Here is a 21,179-nt window from a genome sequence, read left to right as displayed (position 1 = left end):
TGGACCGCGCTGAAAGCGGCGGCGCGCGTCCAGATGTTTTCCCACGCTATTTCACAGCAGGTTCATGCGTTCCATGACCTGACGCAGGCGCGTGAGCTCCTCATCAGATGTCGGTACGAGCGGCAGGCGGACGGCCGGTGTGTCGATGATTCCCTGCAGTGCCAGTGCGGCCTTCGCCATCACTGTCCCTTGTCCGCCTCCCATGATGGCGTCGACCAGTGGGCGTAGTTCGAAGTGGATTTCGCGCGCTTCCCACACCTGGTTGTCATCCAGCAAATCAATCATCCGGCGGTACTGGGCGGCGGCAACGTGGGCAACCACTGAGATCAGTCCTGATGCGCCGGCCACCAGCCAGTTGAAGTTCTCACCGTCATCGCCTGAGTAGTATTCCAACCCTGTGCGATGCATACGTGCCGATCCTCGTTCCACCTGACCGGTCGCATCCTTCACGCCTTTGATGCGGTCGTATTGGGCCAGCTCATCGAACGTCTCGTCGCTGAACGCCAGGCCGGTGCGCCCCGGAATGTCGTAGAGCATGATCGGCAGGTCGGTCGCGTCCATTATGGCGCGCACGTGCGCAATCAGTCCAGCCTGGGAAGGACGGTTGTAGTACGGGGCGACGACCAGCAGACAGTCAGCTCCGCATGCCTGCGCTCCTTCCGCGATGCGCACGGCGTGAGCAGTGTCGTTCGAGCATGCGCCGCACATGATGTGAGCGCGCTGCCCCACAGCTTCCTTGACAGCTCTGGTCAGTTCGTCCTTTTCAGGTTGGTGAGTGGTCGGTGATTCACCCGTCGTACCCGACAGAAGGATCGTGTCGCATCCGTCGTCGACCAGTTTGGTGGCGAGCCTGGCTGCTGCCTCGGCATCAAGTGAGCCATCCTGGTGAAAAGGGGTCACCAATGCGGGGGCGAGGGATCCGAATGTACGTGACGGAAGATGTTTCATGTTTCACAGTCTAGGAGATGGCGTCACGAGGGGCCGCGTTGTTTCAGTTGGTGGATTCTGCAGGGTGGCCGCACCCTTCAGGGCCGCGAGCACCGGCACTGTCTGCTTGCGCATTCGGCCTGCCACCGCCACCTGATCCCGCGGAGTCGAGTCCTGCCCACCACAGGTGCTGCGTCATCGGCGTTCCTGCCACATCGAGCCGTCTGAGCAGCCCTGCCGGCGCAAAACCTGCTGACTGGAAGAATCTGACGCGCGCTTCATCGTTGGGGCTGATCCACACCTGGAGACTGCGGGCAGACAGCCCCGCTTCCCGCGCGGTATCCACAATCGCGGCCAGCATGCGGGAGGCGTGTCCAGAGCGCCTGAATCTCTCGTCCACGTCGAGGGCGGCCAGCTCAAGGCCGTCTGGAATATCAGGTGCCTTCGCATGGTCAATGTGATGGGACGGTGCCGGCTGCGCGACCACGAACCCGACAACGCGGCTGCCGTGCAGCGCCACCATTGTGGAGCATCCCGGCGGTGGTATGCGTGAGAGCGTGTCATTCCAGGCGCGCTGCACCTCCAGAGGCGAAACGTCGACGGATGCTCCCCCTACGGCGCGGGCAACGCTGCGTAGGGATGCGACCTGAATGGCAGCAATGTCGGCTGCATCCGGGGCGGTTGCGGGGCGTACTGAGACGCGGCTATCAGCGTTGCTCATAGTGTCATGAGCTGATCGACACCGACGGTCAAACCAGGCTGTTCGTGCACGTGACGGATAGCGAACAGGACGCCGGGCATGAACGATGCGCGGTCAAAGGAATCGGTGCGGATGACGAGCTGCTCGCCCTCGTTTCCCAGCAGGATTTCTTCATGTGCGACCAGTCCACGCAGCCGCACGGCGTGCACGGGGACACCGTCAATGACGCCGCCGCGAGTTCCTTCAGGGTCGGTGCGGGTCGCATCGGGCATCGGGGCGCATCCTGCTTCGCGGCGGGCACGGGCAATGCGTTCAGCTGTGGTGCGTGCCGTTCCCGAGGGTGCGTCCAGCTTGTTCGGATGGTGCATCTCGATCACTTCAGCCGATTCGAAGTACGGCGCGGCCATTTCGGCAAATTTCATCGCCAGAATTGCTGACATCGCAAAGTTCGGCGCGATGATGACGGATCTACCTGCGCGTTCGGCGTGCTCCGCGACGCGCCCGCGAGACTCATCGGTCCAGCCCGTTGTCCCCACCACGACGTTTACGCCGCAGTCCAGCAACGCATGCACATTATCTTCTGTCACGGCCGGAGCGGTGAAATCAACAGCGACCGTCGCCTGGTTGAGTGTGTCAGTGGCGATCTGGTCATCGACATCGATGCGCGCGACAACCTCCATGTCTGGTGCTGCGCTGACGGCCTCAACGACGGTCGCACCCATGCGTCCTCGAGCACCAACGACTGCAACTCGCAGTGTGTTCATCTCTCCTCCTTCGCCGCGGTGGCCTGCGGCTGTCTTAGCTGCGCGCGTTCGGCAGCACGACCGCGCGGCCCTGCTCGGCGTTGACCAGCTCAGCTGCCAGCGCTCGCACGTCTTCCTGGGTGACTGCGTTGATGCGGGCCAAGCCCTGATCAACCGTGAAATACGTGCCGGTCAGCTCGGCGTTACTCAGCCGGCCCATCCGTGACAGGTTATCTTCCAGCCCCAGGGCGATCGCGCCGCGCACGTGTCCACGTACCCGAACGATCTCTTCCTCGGTCGGCCCGTCAGAAGCCAGAGCCTGCAGTTGTTCGTTCATGAGCTGTTCAACCTGCTCCACGTGTGCGGGCGACGTACCGGCATACATCCCGAATGCGCCGGCATTCGAGTAGCGCATGTTGAAGGCATATGTCGTGTAAGCCAGGCCGCGTTTTTCACGGATCTCCTGGAACAGGCGTGACGACATCGACCCGCCCAGGATAGACAGCAGTACTGACATCGCAGGGATGCGGTCATCACCGACCTGCAGCGCAGGGCATCCGACGATCACATGAGCCTGTTCGACGTCGCGGTGACGTTCCTGGACAGTGGGTTGTGCCAGCTGTGCCGGTGTTGTGTCACGCCTGGGAGCAGGTCCGAGGTCTCCCTCGTCCCCACGCCACCCTGCCCGGTCGAGCGAAGCAGCAACGAGGTCGACGATGTGGTCGTGTTCAACGTTTCCGGCAACGGAGACGATGAGGCGGTCTGGACCGTAATGGGACTGGTAGTGCTCCCACACGTCGTCACGGCTGACGGCTCGGATTGCTTCAGGAGTTCCGCCGACCGGTTTGCCCAGCGTTGTGTCACCGAAAACTGCGGCAGCGAATGCTTCGTGGACTGCATCGAGCGGTGAGTCCTTCGCCATCGCCAGTTCGTCAAGGATCACGCCTTTTTCCACGTCGAAGGCGTCGGGCACCAGCGATGAGGAGGTCACCATGTCGGTGAGGACACTCAGCGCCATATCCACATCCGCGTCACGCACCCGCGCATAGTACTGCGTGTGTTCCTTGTCGGTTTCCGCGTTTGTTTCACCGCCGACCGCGTCGAATGCGACCGCAATATCGAGCGCACTCATCGTTGGTGTGCCTTTGAACAGCAGGTGCTCCAGGAAGTGTGTGGCTCCAGCGTGAACAGGGCTTTCGTCGCGCGAGCCGACCGGCACACACAGCCCGATTGCCGCTGAGCGCGTGGCGGGGACGTGCTGAGTGATGATTCTGACGCCGCGTGGCAGGATCGTGCGCGTCACCGTCGTTTCATCATCGCTGACGGTCATTGACGAGGCCGCTGCCTGCGCGCCGCCGAGTGGAAGATCGATACCAGTTATGGTTGGTGCGGTCACTAACGAGATTCCTTTGGTGCATTCGTTGATGTGCCATTTGACGCGGATGGCGTAATTGACGAGTCGGGCAGGTCAAGCGGGTCGGCACCCTGGCGCGCCTGCTTCGACGTCATCTTGGAGCCTTCAGTTGCGGAGGCGCCGACAGGTGCGATGTCTTGTGGCGGATCGCTTTCCAAGCTCGAGCGGGACTTGAGCGGAGCCGTTGTGCGTGTTTTGGCGCTTGCCGTCTTGTCGTTGCGACTGGCTGAGGTGTCAGCGTTGGACTCCTTGGCGCTGGTGCCCAGGTGCTTTTCCGACGGGATGCCGCCGGTGAGTGCGATGATCAGAGCGATCAGAAGTGCGAGAGCCATGATGGCGAAGAACCACGTCATCCATCCGAATCCCACTTCAATACCCCATGCAGATGTTGCGGCGCTGGCGATTCCGACGATCACGGCGGCGGCAACCGTCATGCACAATGCCCACATATAGAAGCTGCGTGGTGACTGGCGGGTGATAGCGCGCGCAAAGCCGAGAACTGTGGCAACCAACAGAGCTGGGCAGGCGATGACAATGATGCTGCCGACCGTCATCGGTGCGACGTAGCCGGGGTCTGCGGTTTCAATGCCGCCGGTGGACATCAGTATCAGCCATGCCAGCGTATCCAAGACAAAAAGGGCGCCGAATAAGACCGGATCCGTGAAGCGCTTCATGAGCTGTCCTTTCGTTGGTTCGCAGCTGTGTTGCACGCGTCAGACTTAGCTTATGCCATTGAGCCGCGACGCACCCGCCTGTGACCATACCGGCGTTGTTCGAGGCAGGCCTTCGGCCAGCCCACGAAGAAGGCGCGGCACCCTCAGTCGGGTGCCGCGCCTTGCCGAGTCAGCATCACTCAGCGTTCAGACTTATTCAGCGTTCTCACTTACTCAGCATCGTCGGAGGAGTCAGTGGAATCTGACTGATCCTTCGAGTCTGCGTCGTGAGAGCCGCCCTCGTCGTTGTGATGACGACGGGTGCGGGTGCGCTGGCGACGCTCTCCACGGCCGCGTCCGCGACCGCGTCCGGAGCGCTCTGAACGATCATCCTGGTCCTTGTCGGACTGTCCGGACTTGTCCTTACGCGGTTCCGGCTCGAATTCAGCGGCCTCTCCGTCAACGACGGCATGCAGAGACAGCTTGCCACGGTCACCGATTTCAGCGATCTCAACCTCGATCTGCTGGCCCACCTGCAGCACGTCATCGACAGATTCGATGCGCTTGCCACCGACCAGGCGACGAACCTGCGAAATGTGCAGCAAACCGTCCTTACCTGGCGTCAGGGAGACGAATGCGCCGAAGGATGTCGTCTTGACGACGGTGCCGACGAACCGCTCACCCACCTCAGGCATCTGCGGGTTTGCGATCTGGTTGACCATGGTGCGTGCCGCTTCTGCAGAAGCACCATCGGAGGAAGAGATGAACACTGTGCCGTCATCTTCGATGACAACTTCAGCGCCTGTCTCGTCCTGAATCTGGTTGATCATCTTGCCCTTGGGTCCAATGACCTCACCGATCTTGTCGACCGGAACCTGGACGGTGATGATGCGAGGCGCGTTGGCGGACATCTCATCGGGGCCGTCGATCGCGTCGTGGATCAGCTTGAGGATCGCCAGGCGGGCATCGCGAGCCTGTGCGAGCGCGGAACGCAGGAGCTGTGAATCAATGCCGTCCAGCTTGGTGTCCAGCTGCAGAGCGGTGATGAATTCGCTGGTGCCCGCGACCTTGAAGTCCATGTCGCCGAAGCCGTCTTCTGCGCCGAGGATGTCGGTCAGGGTCACGGCCTTCTGCTCACCGTCAATTTCGCCGGTCATCAGGCCCATTGCGATACCGGCGACGGGTGCGCGCAGCGGCACGCCAGCCTGCAGCAGTGACAACGTTGAGGCACACACCGATCCCATTGAGGTGGAGCCGTTCGAGCCCAATGCCTCGGAGACCTGACGGATGGCGTAGGGGAATTCTTCGCGCGTGGGCAGAACCGGCTTGAGTGCGCGTTCAGCCAGGTCACCGTGACCGATTTCGCGGCGCTTCGGGGATCCGACGCGGCCGGTGTCACCGGTGGAGAATGGCGGGAAGTTGTACTGGTGCATGTAGCGCTTGGAGGTAATCGGGCTCAGGTTGTCGAGCTGCTGCTCCATGCGCAGCATGGCCAGCGTGGTCACACCCAGGATCTGGGTTTCGCCGCGCTGGAAGAGTGCTGAACCGTGGACGCGAGGCAGAAGACCGACCTCAGCGAACAGGGAGCGGATCTCGCGCGGATTACGGCCATCCATGCGGATGCCTTCACGCAGTGTGCGCTCACGAATCGTCTTCTTCTCCAAGGCGCGGAATGCAGCCTTGAGGTCCTTCTCGCCTTCAGGGAACTGTTCCTCAAGTGCTGCCAGAGCCTCGTCGCGCACAGCGTCAACGGCCTCGTCGCGGGCAAGCTTGCCTTCAGTCTTGAGGGCCTCGGCCAGCTTGTCACCCACCTGCTTTTCGAGGGCGTCGTACTCTTCGTCGGTGTAATCAAGGAAGAGCTCAAATTCGCCTGTTTCCTTGGAGGCCTTCTCCGCCACCTTCATCTGTGCTTCGCACAGCGCGCGAATGAATGGCTTAGCGGCTTCCAGGCCGTCGGCAACGACATCTTCAGTCGGCGCGGTGGCACCGTTTTGGATGAGTTCCCATTCGTTCTCGCCGCCGCCGGCTTCCACCATCATGATGGCCACGTCATCCGTGCCGTCCTCGTTGGTGACGATGCGGCCGGCGACCACGATGTTGAACACGGAGCGCTGCAGCTCGGACCAACGCGGGAATGCGACCCACTGGTCATCGATCAGAGCCAGGCGCGTACCACCGATCGGGCCAGTGAAGGGCAGGCCCGCGATCTGGGTGGACATCGACGCCGCGTTAATGGCGAGGACGTCGTATGCGTCATCGGGGTGAACCGCAAGAACGGTCTCAATGATCTGGACTTCGTTGCGCAGGCCCTTGACAAATCCGGGGCGCAGCGGGCGGTCGATGAGACGTGCAGCCAGGATCGCTTCAGTTCCGGCGCGGCCTTCGCGACGGAAGAATGATCCGGGGATGCGGCCAGCAGCGTAGGAACGCTCTTCCACGTCGACGGTCAACGGGAAGAAGTCGAACTGATCTTTGGGATTTTTCCCTGCGGTCGTGGTGGACAGGACGACTGTTTCGTCGTCGAGGTATGCCAGCGTTGAGCCGGCAGCTTGTTGCGCAAGCAGTCCGGTTTCAAAACGGACGGTGCGCTTACCGAATTTGCCATTGTCGATAATGGCTTCGGCAGCGGTGATTTCTTCGCCTTCCATCATGGGCGTAATACTCCATTTCTTGTTCTGGTCATGCGCCCGACGTCGGCCTTCGATCGAAGCCCACGGACCGGCATTTTCTGTTCATGCGTTCCGTAAGCCACTGTCGAAAACCGCTCGTTCAAGGCGCGCATTGTCGAGTCGGGATAGCAAAAGCGGCCCGGTTCCAGGTGGAGCCGGGCCGAGCTTTACTCAGCGACGCAAGCCAAGGCGGTCGATCAGTGAACGGTAGCGTTCAATATCGATGTCCGACAGGTATCCGAGGAGCCTGCGGCGACGACCAACCAGCAGCATCAATCCACGACGTGAGTGGTGATCGTGCGGGTGCGACTTGAAGTGCTCCGTCAGATCCTTGATTCGCTGGCTCAGCAGAGCAATCTGCACCTCGGGAGAGCCTGTGTCGCCCTCATGAGTTGCGTACTCAGCAATGATCTGGTCTTTAACATCTTTACTCAGCGGCACGTGTTCTCCTCAAATGTCTCGCTGCGCGGAGCATCGAAGCTTGTCTTCGTGCAATCCATCCCGCGGCCGATCTAACGGCGAATACAGGCTAACACGCTCCGCCCTCACTTCAGCCTGATCAGGGCGAAAATCACGCTGCGAGCGCGGTGAGATGGCGCACGTTCAGCTTTAATGTCTCATCATAAGAAATTCAGGTGGCGCCTGTTGATCAGGCAGGCTGAAATAACCATATGAGTATTGAATTGGATGGAACAGCGACATGGCTCCCTGCCCTCGAGCATCTCGATCTTCTCGCGGATCCTACCGCGAAGGCACTTCAGGAACTGGCCAAGCGCGAGCCGGAGCTGGCTGCGCAGGCCCTTGTAGCCGACATTGATCCAGACTACGCCGATACCGAGGCGATGACTGAGCACTACCAGATGAATCTGGCTTTGTCGTGTAACTGCGTCCTCATTGCTGGCAAGCGCAACGGTGATGAACGCGTGGCTGCCGCTGTCGTGCGCGCAACGACGCGAGCCGACGTCAACCATGTCATCAAGAAGACACTGGACGTGCGCAAGTGCTCGTTTTGGCCGCAGGACAAAGCAGTGGAAGCCTCCGGCATGGAATACGGCGGCATCACGCCTGTGGGCGTGCCGCCACAGTGGCGCCTGCTGCTTGATCCACGCGTGATAGTCGACATGTGTGTCATCGGGTCAGGTCTGCGTCGCTCCAAGTTGGCGGTGCCCGGCGAGTTGCTGGCGGCCCTGCCCGGTGCCGAGGTGATCGAGGGACTCGCACAGCCGGTCAGCGAACAGGCCTGACGAGGCTCACATCCCATGCTGCTGTGAGCGACCACTCACATACGTGCTGTCGCCCTGCTAGCATCACGGTATGGATCCCGACGACGTGACCTTACCGACCAGCCTGCATCTGGGCGTCGCCACGTCCTCCCTTCAGATCGAGGGCGGCGACACCCACAACGACTGGCATGACTGGGCTCAAAAGCCCGGCACTATCCGCGACAACTCCGACCCCGCTACTGCGGTCGACCACTGGCAGCATTGGCGCGAGGACATCGAACTGATGCGCAACCTTGGCATTCGCGACTACCGAATGTCCCTGGAGTGGGCGCGCATCGAACCCGAAGAAGGTGTTTTCGACACTGACGCCATTGCCCATTACCGACACGAGCTCGAAGCACTCGTCGAAGCAGGGATCCGACCCCTCGTGACGCTGCACCACTTCTCTAATCCGCGCTGGTTTGCCCAGCGAGGTGAATTCACCCGCCACGAGAACATCACCTGCTTCATGCGTTTCGTCTACCGGGTAGTACGCGAATTTCGCAACCTCGTCACCGACTGGGTGACGATCAACGAACCCAATGTCTATGTCACGCAGGCGCACCTGTTCCAGGAAGGTCCCCCGGCAGATGTATCGTGGCGCAGCGTGCGCGCCTGCCTGCGCCACCTCGCTCAGGCTCACTGCCGCGCCTACATGCTGATCCACCGGCTGCAACCAGAAGCGAAGGTCGGTTTCGCGCACCACATGCGTGTTTTTGTGCCGCGCGTCGCCTCGAACCCGTCGCACAGGGTACTCACCCGCGTTGCCCGCTATGCGTTCCAGGACGCCATCGCACAGGCAATGCTGGTCGGTGAGTTTCCGGTCGCCCTCGGCACAAGTGGCGGAGTAAAACCGGGGCGCTACTACGACTTCCTGGGCATCAACTACTATTCGCGCAGCGCGATCGACAAGCTCGAAGATGGCACCATACCCGGTACCCCTGTCAACGACCTGGGCTGGGAGGTCTACTCTGACGGCATCGTGGAGGTGACACGCGAACTGGCTGAGCGCTACAACGCACCCGTATGGATCACTGAAAACGGCACGTGCGACAACGGCGATGCAAACGCCGATGAATCATTCCGCTGCCGCTTCATCTGGGATCACCTGAATGCACTGGCGCACAGTGGCCTGCCCGTCGAGCGCTACTACCACTGGTGCTTTACCGACAACTGGGAGTGGAGCGAGGGAATGACAGCGCGCTTCGGCCTGGTCAGTGTGGATCCTGCCACCGGTCAGCGCACGTGCAAACCCTCCGCCCTCATGTACCGCGACATCATTCGCGAAGGCGCACTGACACCGGATCTTTACGACACCTACGTTGCCGGCCAGCGTTACCGGGAGGATCCGCAATGAGCACCGCATCTGACCAGACCCACCACCACGATCACTTCGTTGATCCTCATGCGCGACCACCCGTCACCAAAGGCTGGATCGGTCGCTACGGATTGGCTTACCTGGGCATCAACCTGGCGTGGGCGGGCCCCAGCCAGCTCCTCATCGCCAAGCAGGTCCTTGACTTCTTCGGAGACAACGGCAAAGAGCAGTACCTTGCGCTGATCATGGCGGTCGGCGGTGCGGCCTCCATTATCGCCACCGCATTGTGGGGATTTGTCACCGACTGGACGCGTTCGCGTTTTGGGCGTCGATCCCCGTGGGTGCTGATTGGCGCGGTAACATCAGCTGCCTTGCTGGTGTGGATGGGCGGGGCATCCTCGTTCGTCAGTTTGCTGATCGCGTGGACGCTGTTCCAGATCATGATCGCAAGCGCCGTGGGAGCGAGCCAGGCGATGGCACCCGACCGTGTTCCGACCAACCAGTACGGCACGGTTTCAGGCGTCATGGGTCTGACGTACACACTCGCCCTAGTCCTCGGCACGGCAATCGGCACGGTCTTCGATGTCGCGCCGGCCTACTGGATTTCCGCTGCAGTCGTGGTGGTCCTGGTCGTACAGTTCTTGGTTTTCTACCGCGAGGTCCCCACTGGCGAGGGCGTCTTCGCGATCTCACCGACCACACCTGCCGCGACCGATGACAGTGATGAGGATGTGAAGAAACCCGTCGGCGCTCAGGCGAATGCCGACCGTCCATATGCAGACTTTATCTGGGTGTTCATTGCGCGCATGGCTGTGACCCTGGGGAACGTGACGGCACTGTTCTACCTGTTCTACTACCTGAGAGATCGCATCAAGCTGGACGATCCAGATACGGGCGTGCTGATCCTGACCGGAATCTATGCGCTGGCCGTGGTGGTGTGCGCCGTGGTGGCCGGGTCGATTTCTGACAAGATGCACCGGCGCCTGATTTTCGTGGCCGGATCATCCGTTGGGGTTGCGGCCGCCTGCTTGATCATGGCGTGGGCGCACGCGTTCTGGGTGGTCATTATTGCCGCACTGGTACTCGGCATTTCGTGGGGCGTGTATATGGCGGTCGATCAGGCGCTGATCAACGAGGTACTGCCAATCCCCGCGCAACGCGGACGCGATGTCGGAATCATGAATATCGCGGTTGTCACGCCAAATGCGCTGGCACCGGTCGTGGCAGCGGGAGCCTTGTCATTCCTGGGCGGCTATGCGGGCCTGTATATCCTGTCCGGAGTGCTCGCTCTGACCGGCGCACTCGTGATTTATCGGGTGAAGAACGTGGCGTGAGCAGCTTGCCTGGTGCCGAGCAGATGTCTGCTCTCAGTCAGTTGGCCGTCACGGCATCAGGATCCACGCGTCCTGACACGCCAATCCCCAGCACCAATGCTGTTTGCCGCAGATCATCATCCATCTGAGCCGTCAGAGCATCGACCGAGTCGAACGCCTGCATCGCACGGATGCGTTCCACGAAATGCACCGCGATGCGCTCGCCATACAGGTTCAGGTCGGCGCGCCCCAGCACGTGCGCTTCAACGGTGCGCTTATCTCCACCGAACTGCGGGTTGGTGCCCACTGAAATCGCTGCCGGATAGAACTCACGCGCCGTCGTATTCGGCACCGAGCGTACGACCCATCCGGCATACACACCGTCCGCAGGCACCACACCGTCGATCCCCTCGGACAGATTGGCAGTCGGAAAACCGAGTTTGCGTCCGCGTTTGAATCCGTGCTGAACAACGCCACGCACTCGGTGCTGTCGGCCCAAAACATATGCCGCCTGAGCAACGTCACCCTCGTCAAGTAGTTCACGAACCCAGGACGACGACCAGCGCCGACCTTGCGGGCTGATGATGTCAGCGACCATCACCACATCAAAGCCGTATTCTCTGCCCAGTTCACGCAAGGTTTCGACCGTGCCGGCGTTGTCTTTGCCGAAGCGGAAATCCTCACCAACCACAACTTCCACAGCACCCAGTACCTCAACGAGCGTGAGCTGGACGAACTCGCGCGCCGTCAGCGAATAGAAGGAGCGGTCATAGTGGATGACAAGCGTGTGATCAAGGCCGGCAGCATCCATCGCGCTCAGGCGATCTTCCAGTGGGCTGATCAGCTGCATATGCGAGTCGGGCTGGTGGACTTGCCGGGGGTGCGGGTCAAAGGTGCAGGCCACTGCCGCCACCCCGCGTTTGCGCGCACGGTCCACGCAGGCGGAGATCACACGCCGATGACCGCGGTGCATACCATCGAAGTTGCCGATCGTCACCACGGAGGCGAAATCTCGTGGCACTTGGTCAATTGACGTCCACACCTGCATGTCTTACCACACCCTTATCGTGCGCAGAGCACCGTTTTGTACCTTCACCAGGCCTAAAGGCCGGCCTTCACAATACACGCCGATCGGCTGGTCCACATTCATATCAGCCAGCTGCGCGCCGCTGCGTTCAGGCGGATTCCCGTGAGCAAAGCGCGCGGCCTCCTCCTGAGAAATCTCAAGGGTGTCAAAGAGTCTGCTGACGGCCTCACCAATGGGAATGATCGGCACGTCGGCTCCTTGAGCGGTCAGCGCTTCAAGCCGATCCAGTGGCGCAGCATCGTCCAGGGTGAACGCGCCGGCCTGCAGGCGGCGCAAAGCAGTCAGGTGTGCAGCTGTGCCGAGCTGTTCGGCAATGTCGCGGGCAATGGCTCGCACGTAGGTGCCGGCCGAACATTCAACGTGAATATCACAGTCCACCACCGGCACGCCTGCCTCCGCTGCGGTCGGGCGGAGCGGAGCAGTCAGGTCAATCGCGCTGATATGAACCTCGCGCGGAGGGATGTGGACGTCTTCTCCTTCGCGCACCAGGGCGTGCGCACGCTTCCCACCGATCTTGATGGCAGAGACGGCAGAGGGCACCTGCCACCCGCGTTCACGCACCACACGGGCAGCGTCGGCCACCTGATCGACTGTTACATCGCTGGCTCCTGGGCACTCCGTGACCTGCCCATCTGCGTCCTCGCTGGTTGTCCCGATTCCCAGACGCATGGTGGCGTCATAGATCTTCGTACTGGCGCTCAGGTAGGTGAGCAGCCGCGTCGCTTTGCCGATACCGATCACCAGCACACCGGTCGCCATCGGGTCGAGCGTACCGGCGTGCCCGACTTTACGGGTGTGCGCCAGTCGTCGCACACGGCTCACCACGTCGTGACTGGTCATCCCCTGGGGCTTGTCAACGATCAGAATTCCCGAGGGTGGCTGCGGCTTCTGCTTCGAATCGGTAGGTGTCATGGATCTGGGTGGGCCTAGATTTCGTCGGTGTCGGCGTCGGCCTCGTCGATGTCTGATTGATCGACGTATGTGTCGTCAGCGCCTCCCTCGTCGGCGTATTCCTCGTCGTCTTCTTCGGGATGACGGTAGGGATCTGCCTCACCGGCATAACTGGCACCTTGAGCACCGCGCGCGATCTCCTCATCACGCGCACGAGCCTTGCCCAATGCATCTTCAATGGAGGCGGCCGTCTCTGGAAGCGCGTCGAGGATGAATTCGAGCGTCGGGGTCAATCGAACGCCCAATGCCTTGCCCACTTCGGAGCGAATCAGCCCCTTGGCGGATTCGAAAGCGCGCGCCGTTGCTGCGCGTTCCTCGTCATCACCCAGGACGGTGTAGAACACGGAGGCGTGCTGCAAGTCTCCTGTGACGCGCACATCTGTAATGGTCACGAACCCCAGGCGCGGATCCTTGATGCGTCGGCCCAGCAAGCGTGCGACCGTCTGATGAATCCGGTCCTCCACCTTATGTACTCGCGATTCATCTGCCATGGTGATGCCTCCTGTGCTGGTAAACAAACGTTGCGACCCTCTATCGTACGTGTCTGCGCCGTCGTGTTCCTAATGATCGTGTCCATCACCTCATGTTCACCGTCAGCACATCGGCGGCTGCATAATAGGAGCCGTGATCACTGAGCCGCACGCAGATTTTTCCGCCATCCATTTCCTCGCGCTGTCCGCTGCGCGCCATGCCGGGCGCGACAATCTCATCGAGCTGCATCTGGATCCTGCAGCGCACACCTACTCGGAAGCCTCGCGCCGCACCCTGGCTCACAGCCTCGACGACGCGCTGCGCGCTGCTCAGGTCTTACTGGACTGGAATGTCGGGCCCACCTGCCGCGTCATTATCATGGCGCCGAACTGCGCCTGGCATATGCTCGTGCACGTGGCCTGCTCCGCAATAGGAGCCATCACTGTGCCGCTCGATCAGCACCTGCAGGCCGGGGAATTAGCCGCCATCCTGGTCAACTGCGATCCGGATGTCATCATCTGCGGGGATGCTCAGATTGACCGCGTTGAGCGCGCGACCACCTTGAATATCGACACCGACAACGCTTCCCACCCGGCCCGCCAGCCACGCGTCGTGACAGTTGACCAGTGGAGTCGCGCGGTTGCTGAGACCTCTCCCCTGCCGCTTGCTGATGTGGCGGCACTGCCTGCGGACACGGTCGGCGCAATTTTGTACACCTCGGGAACGGCCGCTCATCCCAAGGGCGTCACACTCACCCATGAGAACCTGTGGTGGGGCACGCGCAATTTCCGCGACGTCTTCGAATATGGTCCACGCACCGTCGAAGCCGTCAGCGTTCCCCTGTCCCATATCGGTGGTTTCAACGGCACCACGCTGGACCTGGCGGTCTCGGGCGGAACGGTGATCATCGTGGATGCGTTCCATCCGGCTGCACTGGTCGAAGCCCTGGGCAGCTACCAGGTGGAGATGATGTTCGCCGTTCCCACGATGTACCGCATGATGTGTCAGGTTCCCACTTTCACCTCAGATGGGTTGCCCTCATTCACGCGCCCTTTGATCGGTGGCGCACCCGTACCGGCTGACCTTGCCGCCATGTTGCGCGAACGAGGCCTTGAACCGTTCAGCGTATGGGGGATGACTGAGCAGGCAGCGTCAGGTACGTGCCTGGTTCCCGGTCTTCCAGCCGACCGCTCCACAACCAGCGGTTTTCCTTTCCCGCACACACGTATCGGTATCGAGATGGTGGATGGGCTGGACGCACACGCTGTCCCAGTTGAAGGTACCCGGGCGGGCGAGTCCCCCTCGTCAACTGCGAGCGTTCTGCCGCCCAGCTCGCGCGAGGGAGACATCCGTGCGAACACTATTGGTGAACTCATCTGCACCGGCCCATCCGTTACCAACGGGTACTGGAATGACGACGAACTCAACGCGGCATCGTTGAGGGGCCCGTGGCTGCGCACCGGCGACTTGGGTTTCATTGACGAGGACGGCTTCGTTCACATCGTGGGGCGCAAAGTGGCCACGGTGAACACAGGCGGCGAAAAGGTGCTCCCTCACGAGGTTGAACAGGTGCTCACGCGCATGGACGGAGTCCGATCCGCGCATGTGGTGGGTGTGCCCGATGTGAAGTGGGGCGAAGCTGTCAGCGCGGTGCTGGTCATGGATGAGGGGTGCGAAGCGCCATCGCTTCACGATGTACGTGAGTTTGCCGGTCGATATCTTGCGCGCTTCAAAGTGCCTCAACGCCTGGCGGTAGTTGAGTCACTGCCGGTATCGTCCAACGGCAAGGTCACCGTCTGCGCGCTTCGCGCAGTGTTCGCACCAGGTGACTAGCAGGGCGGTGTGTGTACCGGAAGTGTGTGTACCAGACATGTGCGTGTACGGGGCACATTGGCATTGAATCCAATGAACGGATGAATGTGCGCGCATACGCACGCGTCGCGTTCTGTCGCAGTGTGGACGCGTATCGGTAAGAGAACATTGCATCACGGTGCAGCGGCCGGTGTACAGAGCAAATGTAAATGTGCGGAAATTTGCTGTCAGGTATGGACAAAGGTCCTGTTTTCCGTTTACATTCCTAGGTGTGGACGAAATTGCACAAGCGCAAGAGCGGGTCAAGCGTCAAGTGGCCCAAGCTCAACAGCACGCAGAAACCGCAACAGAATTTCGTCGCCGAGCAGAGCAAGTGACCGGACAGGGCACCAGTCGCGACCGTCTCGTGCGAATCACGGTGAATTTTCAAGGTCATCTCAGAAGTACAGATATCGATAGTCATGCCCAGGGCGTGCCAGCCGATCACATCGCCTACGACGTGATGGAGGCTTACAACGCGGCGCGCACGGACCTTCGCGGTCAGGTGCACACGATCGCGGGCGAACTGTTTGGTGAGGATTCTCCGATTGTCTCAAGATTGATAGGTGAAATGTGAGCGACCTCGAGATCAGAACAGACGAACTGTCCCAGCACAAAGCACACGTAGCACAGGTGGCCAGCGCTGTTGACCTGGCTAAGCAGGCCTCATATGAAGCGGGTATAGGCGGCACCGCTTTTGGGCTTCTCTGCACCCCGATCTTGCTGCCTCCGTTGTTGATCATGGAAAGCGCAGCGCGCCGAACCATGCAAAGCGCAACCGACGCCTTGGAGAGGACGTCCAGGCAGCTCGGACTGACCACTGAAGACTTCAACTCTCAGGAAGCGGACCTGACACGCGGGTTCAAAGCTGAGGTAAACGTATGGGGTAAGCGAGGTCGCCATGAGTAATTCTTTGGTTGCTGAACGCCAGGAATCCACAGGGCAGCTGGCCGGTACGCTGCTGATCGAAGATGGTGAGGCCCTCGTCAAGGCCTTTGAATCGAAGGACTGGGTCAGTGGCGGCGTCGCGCTCTTTTCAACCGCGCTGGATATCGGTGCCGCGGTCCTCGACCCGCTGGGCACACTGATTGCGATGGGCCTGGGGTGGCTCATCGAGCATGTCCACCCTCTGGACGAATGGCTTGACGCATTCACTGGAGATGCCGACCAGGTGGCCGCCTACAGCGCGACGTGGAAAAACATTCACGCTCAGCTCGCTGAAGCCGGTACGCTTCTGCAGAACCACACCCGCGTCGACCTGTCCGATATGCGCGGTGAGACCATTCAGGCGCTGAATGCCCTCGAAGGCGACATCGCCAAGACCGTTGAGAAAGCCGGACGTTGGGCAGATGCAATGGGCACGGCACTGGAAGTAGCCGCGTCCCTCGTCCAGGTCGTTCATGACCTGGTCCGCGACGCGCTCTCACAGATCATCGGTGCTTTTGCTTCAGCATTAATCGAAGCAGTCGCGACCGCTGGTTTGGCACTGCCGGCCATCATCCAACAGGTCTCGGCCAAGGTGTCGAGCTTGGCCACGCGCATCAGCGAAACGATCAACAAGGTAATCGAGTCGATCGGCAACCTCAAAGGCCTCCTGGGTCAGCTTGCCGGCCTGTTCGACAAGGTAAGCGGCCTGCTGAATCAGTTCCTGGCCACCCCCGGTGGTCAGATTCTGAAAGATGTCGGCACCAAGCTTCTCACCACTGGTGGAAACGCGCTGCTCAACAAGATCACGGGTGGCTCACAGGGTGGCGGCCTCTTTGGTTCCCAGCGTCAGATGATGGATCCTGCGGCGTACGGCCGAGGCACCTCGCTGAACCGAGGATCAGGATTTTACGGTGGCGGAGCATATGGCGGCTTGGGTTACTCAGACTACTATGGCACCCACTACGCCTCAGCTTTGCCGAGTTCCTATCACGCAGGCTCCTACGGCATGCCAGGCTCCTATGACGTGTCGGGCGCTCATAGCGCGTCTGATGTGAGAATGAGCCACTCTGCTGCCTTCGCGGGTATCCGGCACAACGGTGATATCACTCCTGACTCACGCATCCCGGTGGCTCCGGCAGGTGCAGAAGCTGTCCACGCGTCTTCATCTGCTCCCACGCAGGCGGGCCGTCTGGGCTTCCACGCCGCTGAATCGTCAGCCGCGTCCTCTGCCTCCTTGGCAGCTCGTGGTGGCGCCGCGGCGACTGGGCGCGGCTTCATGGTTCCGCCGATGGCGATGGCAGGCGCCGGTGGTTCGATGGCGGCAGCAGCCTCGTCCGGATCTGGTTTCAGGGGAGCGCATGCGTCCCGGCAGATTATCAACGAGGAGAATTTTCAGTCATTGTTCGACACGGAGCCAGAAGCTCCTGCTTCGAACGTGCCAGTCATCACTGGTAGCCATCACACTGAACACGCCTTCTCGCCGAGGTCATAACTTCTGGTTGCCGACGTACAACGCGCGCCTTGACTGGCTCATCAGCCAGCTTCAAGGCGCGCGTTGTGTAATGTATGAGGTTCCTAGAGGGCCGAAACCGGAAGCGGACGTCCTACCAGCGACCCGCTGGCAGGGATCGCAGGTTCGGCCGACGTTGAGTGAGCACACTCTGCCGGAGACATCCGTCCCACAACAGCTGAGGCTTCCTGACGCGCCGCACCAGCGGAGGCCAGTTCAACGAAGTCAGCATATTCGGACGGGATTTCCCGACCCAGGTTCTTCATCGCTTCGCCCCACAGTTTGCCTGAACGGTAGGAGGAACGCACGAGCGGCCCTGACATACAGGCGGGGAATCCCATCGCATACGCCACGTCACGCAGTCGCACGAATTCCTGAGGTTTGACCCATCGGTCAATGGGATGGTGCAATGCCGAGGGGCGAAGGTATTGCGTAATGGTCAAGATGTCACACCCCGCGTCCAGCAGGTCACGCATGGTGGATTCGATTTCTTCGGTCGTCTCGCCCATGCCCAAAATCAGGTTCGATTTTGTGACGAGGCCAGCCTCCTTCGCTGCGTTGATGACACTCAGCGAACGGTCGTAACGAAACGCCGGCCGGATTGTCTTCATCAGGCGCGGAACTGTTTCCAGATTATGAGCGAACACCTGAGGCCCGGATTCGAATATCTGTGCAAGGGCATGCGGATCGCCTTTGAAGTCATCGACCAGCAATTCGACACCGGTACCAGGCTGCATGACATGGATCTGTCGGCACGATTCTGCGTAGAGCCACGAGGCTCCGTCTTCAAGGTCGTCTCTACTGACGCCTGTGATCGTCACATAGCGCAGTCCGAGTTCTTTAACCGACTCAGCCAGGCGCTTGGGCTCATCCCGGTCGTATTCAGTTGGCCGTCCGGTGGCAATATCGCAGAAGTCGCATCGACGCGTACACAGCGCTCCACCAATCAGGAAGGAAGCCTCACGGTCCTCCCAACATTCATAGATATTCGGGCAGTTAGCTTCTGCGCAGACGGTGTGCAGTCCGCCGCGATGAACCAGCTGCTGCATATCCTGATATCCCGGCCCATTGGAAACGCGCGTCTTCAGCCATGTGGGACGTTGCTTTTCGATAGGCGTCTGCGAGTTGCGCTCTTCGACGCGTCGGAGCTTGCGGCCTTCAGGTTCTGGCAGTGTCGACAACGCTGGTCCTCACTTCGTTGCAGCTAGTTCAGATTCGTGTGCAGAGTATGTCAGTGGCTCCAGGTGGGCTGTCAGCGACGCGATGAGCGGGTCAGCCGCATCGGCAACGCTGACACCATCGACGCCTTCCCCAACGAGGGAGGCGACACCGCAGTCGTGCAACCCACAGGGAATGATACCTGTGAAGGCGCGCGAAAAGTCAGGATTGACGTTCAAAGCAAGACCATGCATCGTTGCGCCCTGAGCCACTTTGAGTCCGATGGCGCAGAGTTTGCGATCAGGGTCACGCAACCACACACCGGCTTTGCCCTCAATGCGAACAACCGGCAGGTGCCATGTAGTGCGGACAGCCTCGATGACTGCCGCTTCGACGGCGCGAATGTATCCAATCGTTTCCGTTGGATCTGCCAGGCGAATAATCGGGTAAATCACCAGCTGCCCGGGCCCGTGCCACGTTACCGATCCTCCACGGTCAACCGAAATGACCGGCAGGTCAGCATCGACGATATCTTCAGGCTTCGTGCGCCTCCCAGCCGTGTAGGTCGGTTCGAACTGAGCAACAATGAGCGTGTCATCGCAATGGCTCACCTTCACGTCATCGAAGGTCTCACGCTGGATTCGGTCACCTTCCATGTACGGGATCAGTCCGCGATCCAAGAGGTTCTTTACCTGCATGCTTCTACTCTACGCTGGCGAAACTTATCGCCCCACCCGAGCAAGCGTGAGATACGCCGATGTTGGCAGTACTGCGAGCGCCCTCAGTTCGCTACGATTCAGATATGACTGATCATGAACGCCAACGCGCGATTATGGAAGAACTGGAAGTTGTCGAAGATTTCGATGCGGCTCACGAGGTCGAGCGTCGAATCACGTTCCTGGCCGAATATCTCAAGGAAACTGGCCTGAAGGGCTATGTCCTGGGCATTTCGGGCGGAGTAGATTCTACCGTTGCCGGTCGCCTGTCTCAGCTGGCGTGCGAAAAAGTGCGCGAGGATGGTGGTGACGCCACATTCGTCGCGATGCGCCTTCCATACCAGGTCCAGGCTGACGAGGACGACGCGCAAGATGCCCTGTCGTTTATCGATGCTGATCAGGTTCTGACAGTCAACATCGGAGCGTCGACCGATGCCATGTGGCAGGCAGTGAGTGAAGCAGATGATGATCATGTCGATTCCTACACGGAGTTTGTCAAGGGCAACGTGAAGGCTCGCGAACGCATGATCGCGCAGTTCACAGTTGCCGGTGCTCGCGGAATGCTCGTCGTCGGCACTGATCAGGCTGCGGAAGCCCTCGTCGGGTTCTACACGAAGTTTGGTGATGGTGCTGCTGACGTGACACCGCTGACTGGACTGCCCAAGCGCCGCGTGCGGGAGCTGGGCCGCTATCTGGGCGCTCCGGCGACACTGACTGACAAGGTTCCTACCGCGGATCTGGAATCTGATAAGCCGCTGCGTCCTGATGAAGTTGCTCTGGGCGTCACGTATGAGGCCATTGACGACTACCTTGAGGGCCGCGAGGTGAGCGAAGAAGATGAGCAGACCATCGTCAGGTGGCACTCGCGCACCGCTCACAAGCGTGCACTGCCTTTGACACCTGGCCGTTGGGAGAAGACGCACTGATGGCACGACGCTCGCGTCAGCCTTCACCTGTCACATGGGTGTTAGCTGGTCTCTCGTGGGGCGCGCAGCTTGCAGCACTCTATGTCCCTGATCCGCGAGCTGTGACACGGTCGGATTGCGGCGCCAGCGGAATCGGCGTCACTGACGCTGATGACACCGACGGCAATGGCACCAATTACCTCAGCGATACCGACACCAGCGCGACCTGTGCCACTGGCGGAAGCTGCGCCACCGATGACACCAGCGACACCGACAGTGACGATCACGACAGCATCGCAGATGCCATGTTGAAATCGATGCCGCGTGATGCCGACAAGCTTGTGCACGCTGTGCTGTTTGCCGCAGGCACTGCCAGCCTCATTGCTGTGGGAGTGCCGTGGTATGTGGCCGCTGCGGGCCAATGCGCGCACGGATGGATCTCCGAAAAACTTCAGGCTCATATTCCGGGTCGCGGTGCCGATTCGGTAGATGTGGTGGCCGATGCGGCGGGCGTCGCGGTGGGGACAGCACTGGGCGTGATCGCTACCCGTTGACGACAAGGAGTCACAATGGGCAGCTCTCATCTTATTGATAAGTATTCTCA

Annotated in this window: 21 protein-coding genes; 9 read left to right on the top strand and 12 right to left on the bottom strand. The window is 60.6% G+C overall.

What is annotated here, in order from left to right:
- Nucleotides 1-51 precede the first annotated feature (51 nt).
- The 7 genes from dapA to rpsO all read right to left on the bottom strand — a co-directional run bounded on the left by dapA (nt 52) and on the right by rpsO (nt 7,547).
- Complete coding sequence (dapA, locus tag BN3002_RS02385) at nt 52-948, bottom strand: 4-hydroxy-tetrahydrodipicolinate synthase (protein ID WP_058236436.1); 897 nt, start codon at nt 946-948, stop codon at nt 52-54.
- Between the two features lie 43 nt (nt 949-991).
- Entirely contained in the window at nt 992-1,648 is a 657-nt protein-coding gene (locus tag BN3002_RS02380; RefSeq protein ID WP_058236435.1) for a GNAT family N-acetyltransferase, read from the bottom strand.
- Complete coding sequence (dapB, locus tag BN3002_RS02375) at nt 1,645-2,391, bottom strand: 4-hydroxy-tetrahydrodipicolinate reductase (RefSeq protein WP_058236434.1); 747 nt, start codon at nt 2,389-2,391, stop codon at nt 1,645-1,647. Before dapB ends, BN3002_RS02380 begins: the two co-directional genes overlap by 4 nt.
- A 34-nt stretch (nt 2,392-2,425) precedes the next feature.
- Entirely contained in the window at nt 2,426-3,751 is a 1,326-nt protein-coding gene (locus BN3002_RS02370; protein WP_371935769.1) for a M16 family metallopeptidase, read from the bottom strand.
- Nucleotides 3,752-3,765: 14 nt separating this feature from the next.
- Nucleotides 3,766-4,458 carry a hypothetical protein gene (locus tag BN3002_RS02365; RefSeq protein ID WP_058236433.1) on the bottom strand — a complete coding sequence of 231 codons (693 nt, stop codon included), beginning with the start codon at nt 4,456-4,458 and terminating at the stop codon, nt 3,766-3,768.
- A gap of 209 nt (nt 4,459-4,667) precedes the next feature.
- Nucleotides 4,668-7,088, bottom strand: coding sequence for a polyribonucleotide nucleotidyltransferase (locus BN3002_RS02360; protein WP_058236432.1), 2,421 nt, complete (start codon nt 7,086-7,088; stop codon nt 4,668-4,670).
- 189 nt (nt 7,089-7,277) lie between these two features.
- Nucleotides 7,278-7,547: a 30S ribosomal protein S15 gene (gene rpsO / locus BN3002_RS02355; protein WP_058236431.1), complete on the bottom strand. Its 270-nt coding sequence runs from the start codon at nt 7,545-7,547 to the stop codon at nt 7,278-7,280.
- Nucleotides 7,548-7,777: 230 nt separating this feature from the next.
- Here rpsO and BN3002_RS02350 point away from each other — a divergent pair, with 230 nt between their 5' ends.
- From BN3002_RS02350 to BN3002_RS02340, 3 genes are all read left to right on the top strand, one after another.
- On the top strand, nt 7,778-8,350 hold the full coding sequence (locus BN3002_RS02350; RefSeq protein WP_058236430.1) for a YbaK/EbsC family protein: 573 nt from the start codon (nt 7,778-7,780) through the stop codon (nt 8,348-8,350).
- Nucleotides 8,351-8,420: 70 nt separating this feature from the next.
- Nucleotides 8,421-9,725 (top strand): glycoside hydrolase family 1 protein, encoded by a 1,305-nt coding sequence (locus tag BN3002_RS02345; protein ID WP_058236429.1) that lies wholly within the window; start codon nt 8,421-8,423, stop codon nt 9,723-9,725.
- Nucleotides 9,722-11,020 (top strand): MFS transporter, encoded by a 1,299-nt coding sequence (locus tag BN3002_RS02340; protein WP_058236428.1) that lies wholly within the window; start codon nt 9,722-9,724, stop codon nt 11,018-11,020. Before BN3002_RS02345 ends, BN3002_RS02340 begins: the two co-directional genes overlap by 4 nt.
- A gap of 37 nt (nt 11,021-11,057) precedes the next feature.
- Here the strand turns inward: BN3002_RS02340 and BN3002_RS02335 are convergent, their stop codons facing one another.
- Genes BN3002_RS02335 through rbfA form a run of 3 tightly spaced genes read right to left on the bottom strand, consistent with a single transcriptional unit; the run spans nt 11,058 to nt 13,528 of the window.
- On the bottom strand, nt 11,058-12,047 hold the full coding sequence (locus BN3002_RS02335; protein WP_058236427.1) for a bifunctional riboflavin kinase/FAD synthetase: 990 nt from the start codon (nt 12,045-12,047) through the stop codon (nt 11,058-11,060).
- A 3-nt stretch (nt 12,048-12,050) separates the two neighbouring features.
- On the bottom strand, nt 12,051-12,998 hold the full coding sequence (gene truB, locus BN3002_RS02330) for a tRNA pseudouridine(55) synthase TruB (RefSeq protein WP_058236426.1): 948 nt from the start codon (nt 12,996-12,998) through the stop codon (nt 12,051-12,053).
- A gap of 14 nt (nt 12,999-13,012) precedes the next feature.
- Nucleotides 13,013-13,528, bottom strand: coding sequence for a 30S ribosome-binding factor RbfA (rbfA, locus tag BN3002_RS02325; RefSeq protein ID WP_058236425.1), 516 nt, complete (start codon nt 13,526-13,528; stop codon nt 13,013-13,015).
- Nucleotides 13,529-13,661: 133 nt separating this feature from the next.
- Between rbfA and BN3002_RS02320 the strand changes: the two genes are divergently transcribed.
- The 4 genes from BN3002_RS02320 (at nt 13,662) to BN3002_RS02305 (ending at nt 17,778) form a co-directional block, all read left to right on the top strand.
- Nucleotides 13,662-15,341 carry a class I adenylate-forming enzyme family protein gene (locus BN3002_RS02320; protein WP_058236424.1) on the top strand — a complete coding sequence of 560 codons (1,680 nt, stop codon included), beginning with the start codon at nt 13,662-13,664 and terminating at the stop codon, nt 15,339-15,341.
- Nucleotides 15,342-15,591: 250 nt separating this feature from the next.
- Nucleotides 15,592-15,936 (top strand): YbaB/EbfC family nucleoid-associated protein, encoded by a 345-nt coding sequence (locus BN3002_RS02315; protein ID WP_058236423.1) that lies wholly within the window; start codon nt 15,592-15,594, stop codon nt 15,934-15,936.
- Nucleotides 15,933-16,268, top strand: coding sequence for a hypothetical protein (locus tag BN3002_RS02310; protein WP_058236422.1), 336 nt, complete (start codon nt 15,933-15,935; stop codon nt 16,266-16,268). The genes BN3002_RS02315 and BN3002_RS02310 overlap by 4 nt, the downstream gene beginning before the upstream one ends.
- Nucleotides 16,261-17,778 (top strand): hypothetical protein, encoded by a 1,518-nt coding sequence (locus BN3002_RS02305; protein WP_154955696.1) that lies wholly within the window; start codon nt 16,261-16,263, stop codon nt 17,776-17,778. The genes BN3002_RS02310 and BN3002_RS02305 overlap by 8 nt, the downstream gene beginning before the upstream one ends.
- Nucleotides 17,779-17,861: 83 nt before the next feature.
- On the opposite strand, the gene lipA is transcribed toward BN3002_RS02305, so the two are convergent.
- Nucleotides 17,862-18,977 carry a lipoyl synthase gene (lipA, locus tag BN3002_RS02300; protein ID WP_074026153.1) on the bottom strand — a complete coding sequence of 372 codons (1,116 nt, stop codon included), beginning with the start codon at nt 18,975-18,977 and terminating at the stop codon, nt 17,862-17,864.
- Nucleotides 18,978-18,986: 9 nt separating this feature from the next.
- Nucleotides 18,987-19,652, bottom strand: coding sequence for a lipoyl(octanoyl) transferase LipB (gene lipB, locus BN3002_RS02295; RefSeq protein WP_058236420.1), 666 nt, complete (start codon nt 19,650-19,652; stop codon nt 18,987-18,989).
- Nucleotides 19,653-19,756: 104 nt separating this feature from the next.
- Between lipB and nadE the strand changes: the two genes are divergently transcribed.
- Both nadE and BN3002_RS02285 read left to right on the top strand, forming a co-directional pair.
- Nucleotides 19,757-20,596 carry an NAD(+) synthase gene (nadE, locus tag BN3002_RS02290; protein ID WP_058236854.1) on the top strand — a complete coding sequence of 280 codons (840 nt, stop codon included), beginning with the start codon at nt 19,757-19,759 and terminating at the stop codon, nt 20,594-20,596.
- Nucleotides 20,596-21,129, top strand: coding sequence for a hypothetical protein (locus tag BN3002_RS02285; protein WP_058236419.1), 534 nt, complete (start codon nt 20,596-20,598; stop codon nt 21,127-21,129). The genes nadE and BN3002_RS02285 overlap by 1 nt, the downstream gene beginning before the upstream one ends.
- Nucleotides 21,130-21,179: the final 50 nt, after the last annotated feature.

The organism is Actinomyces ihuae (assembly GCF_001457875.1).
GTDB classification, from domain to species: Bacteria; Actinomycetota; Actinomycetes; order Actinomycetales; family Actinomycetaceae; genus Pauljensenia; species Pauljensenia radingae_A.
Note: the sequence above shows the minus strand (reverse complement) of the source record. Positions and strands in the feature narration are given on the sequence as shown.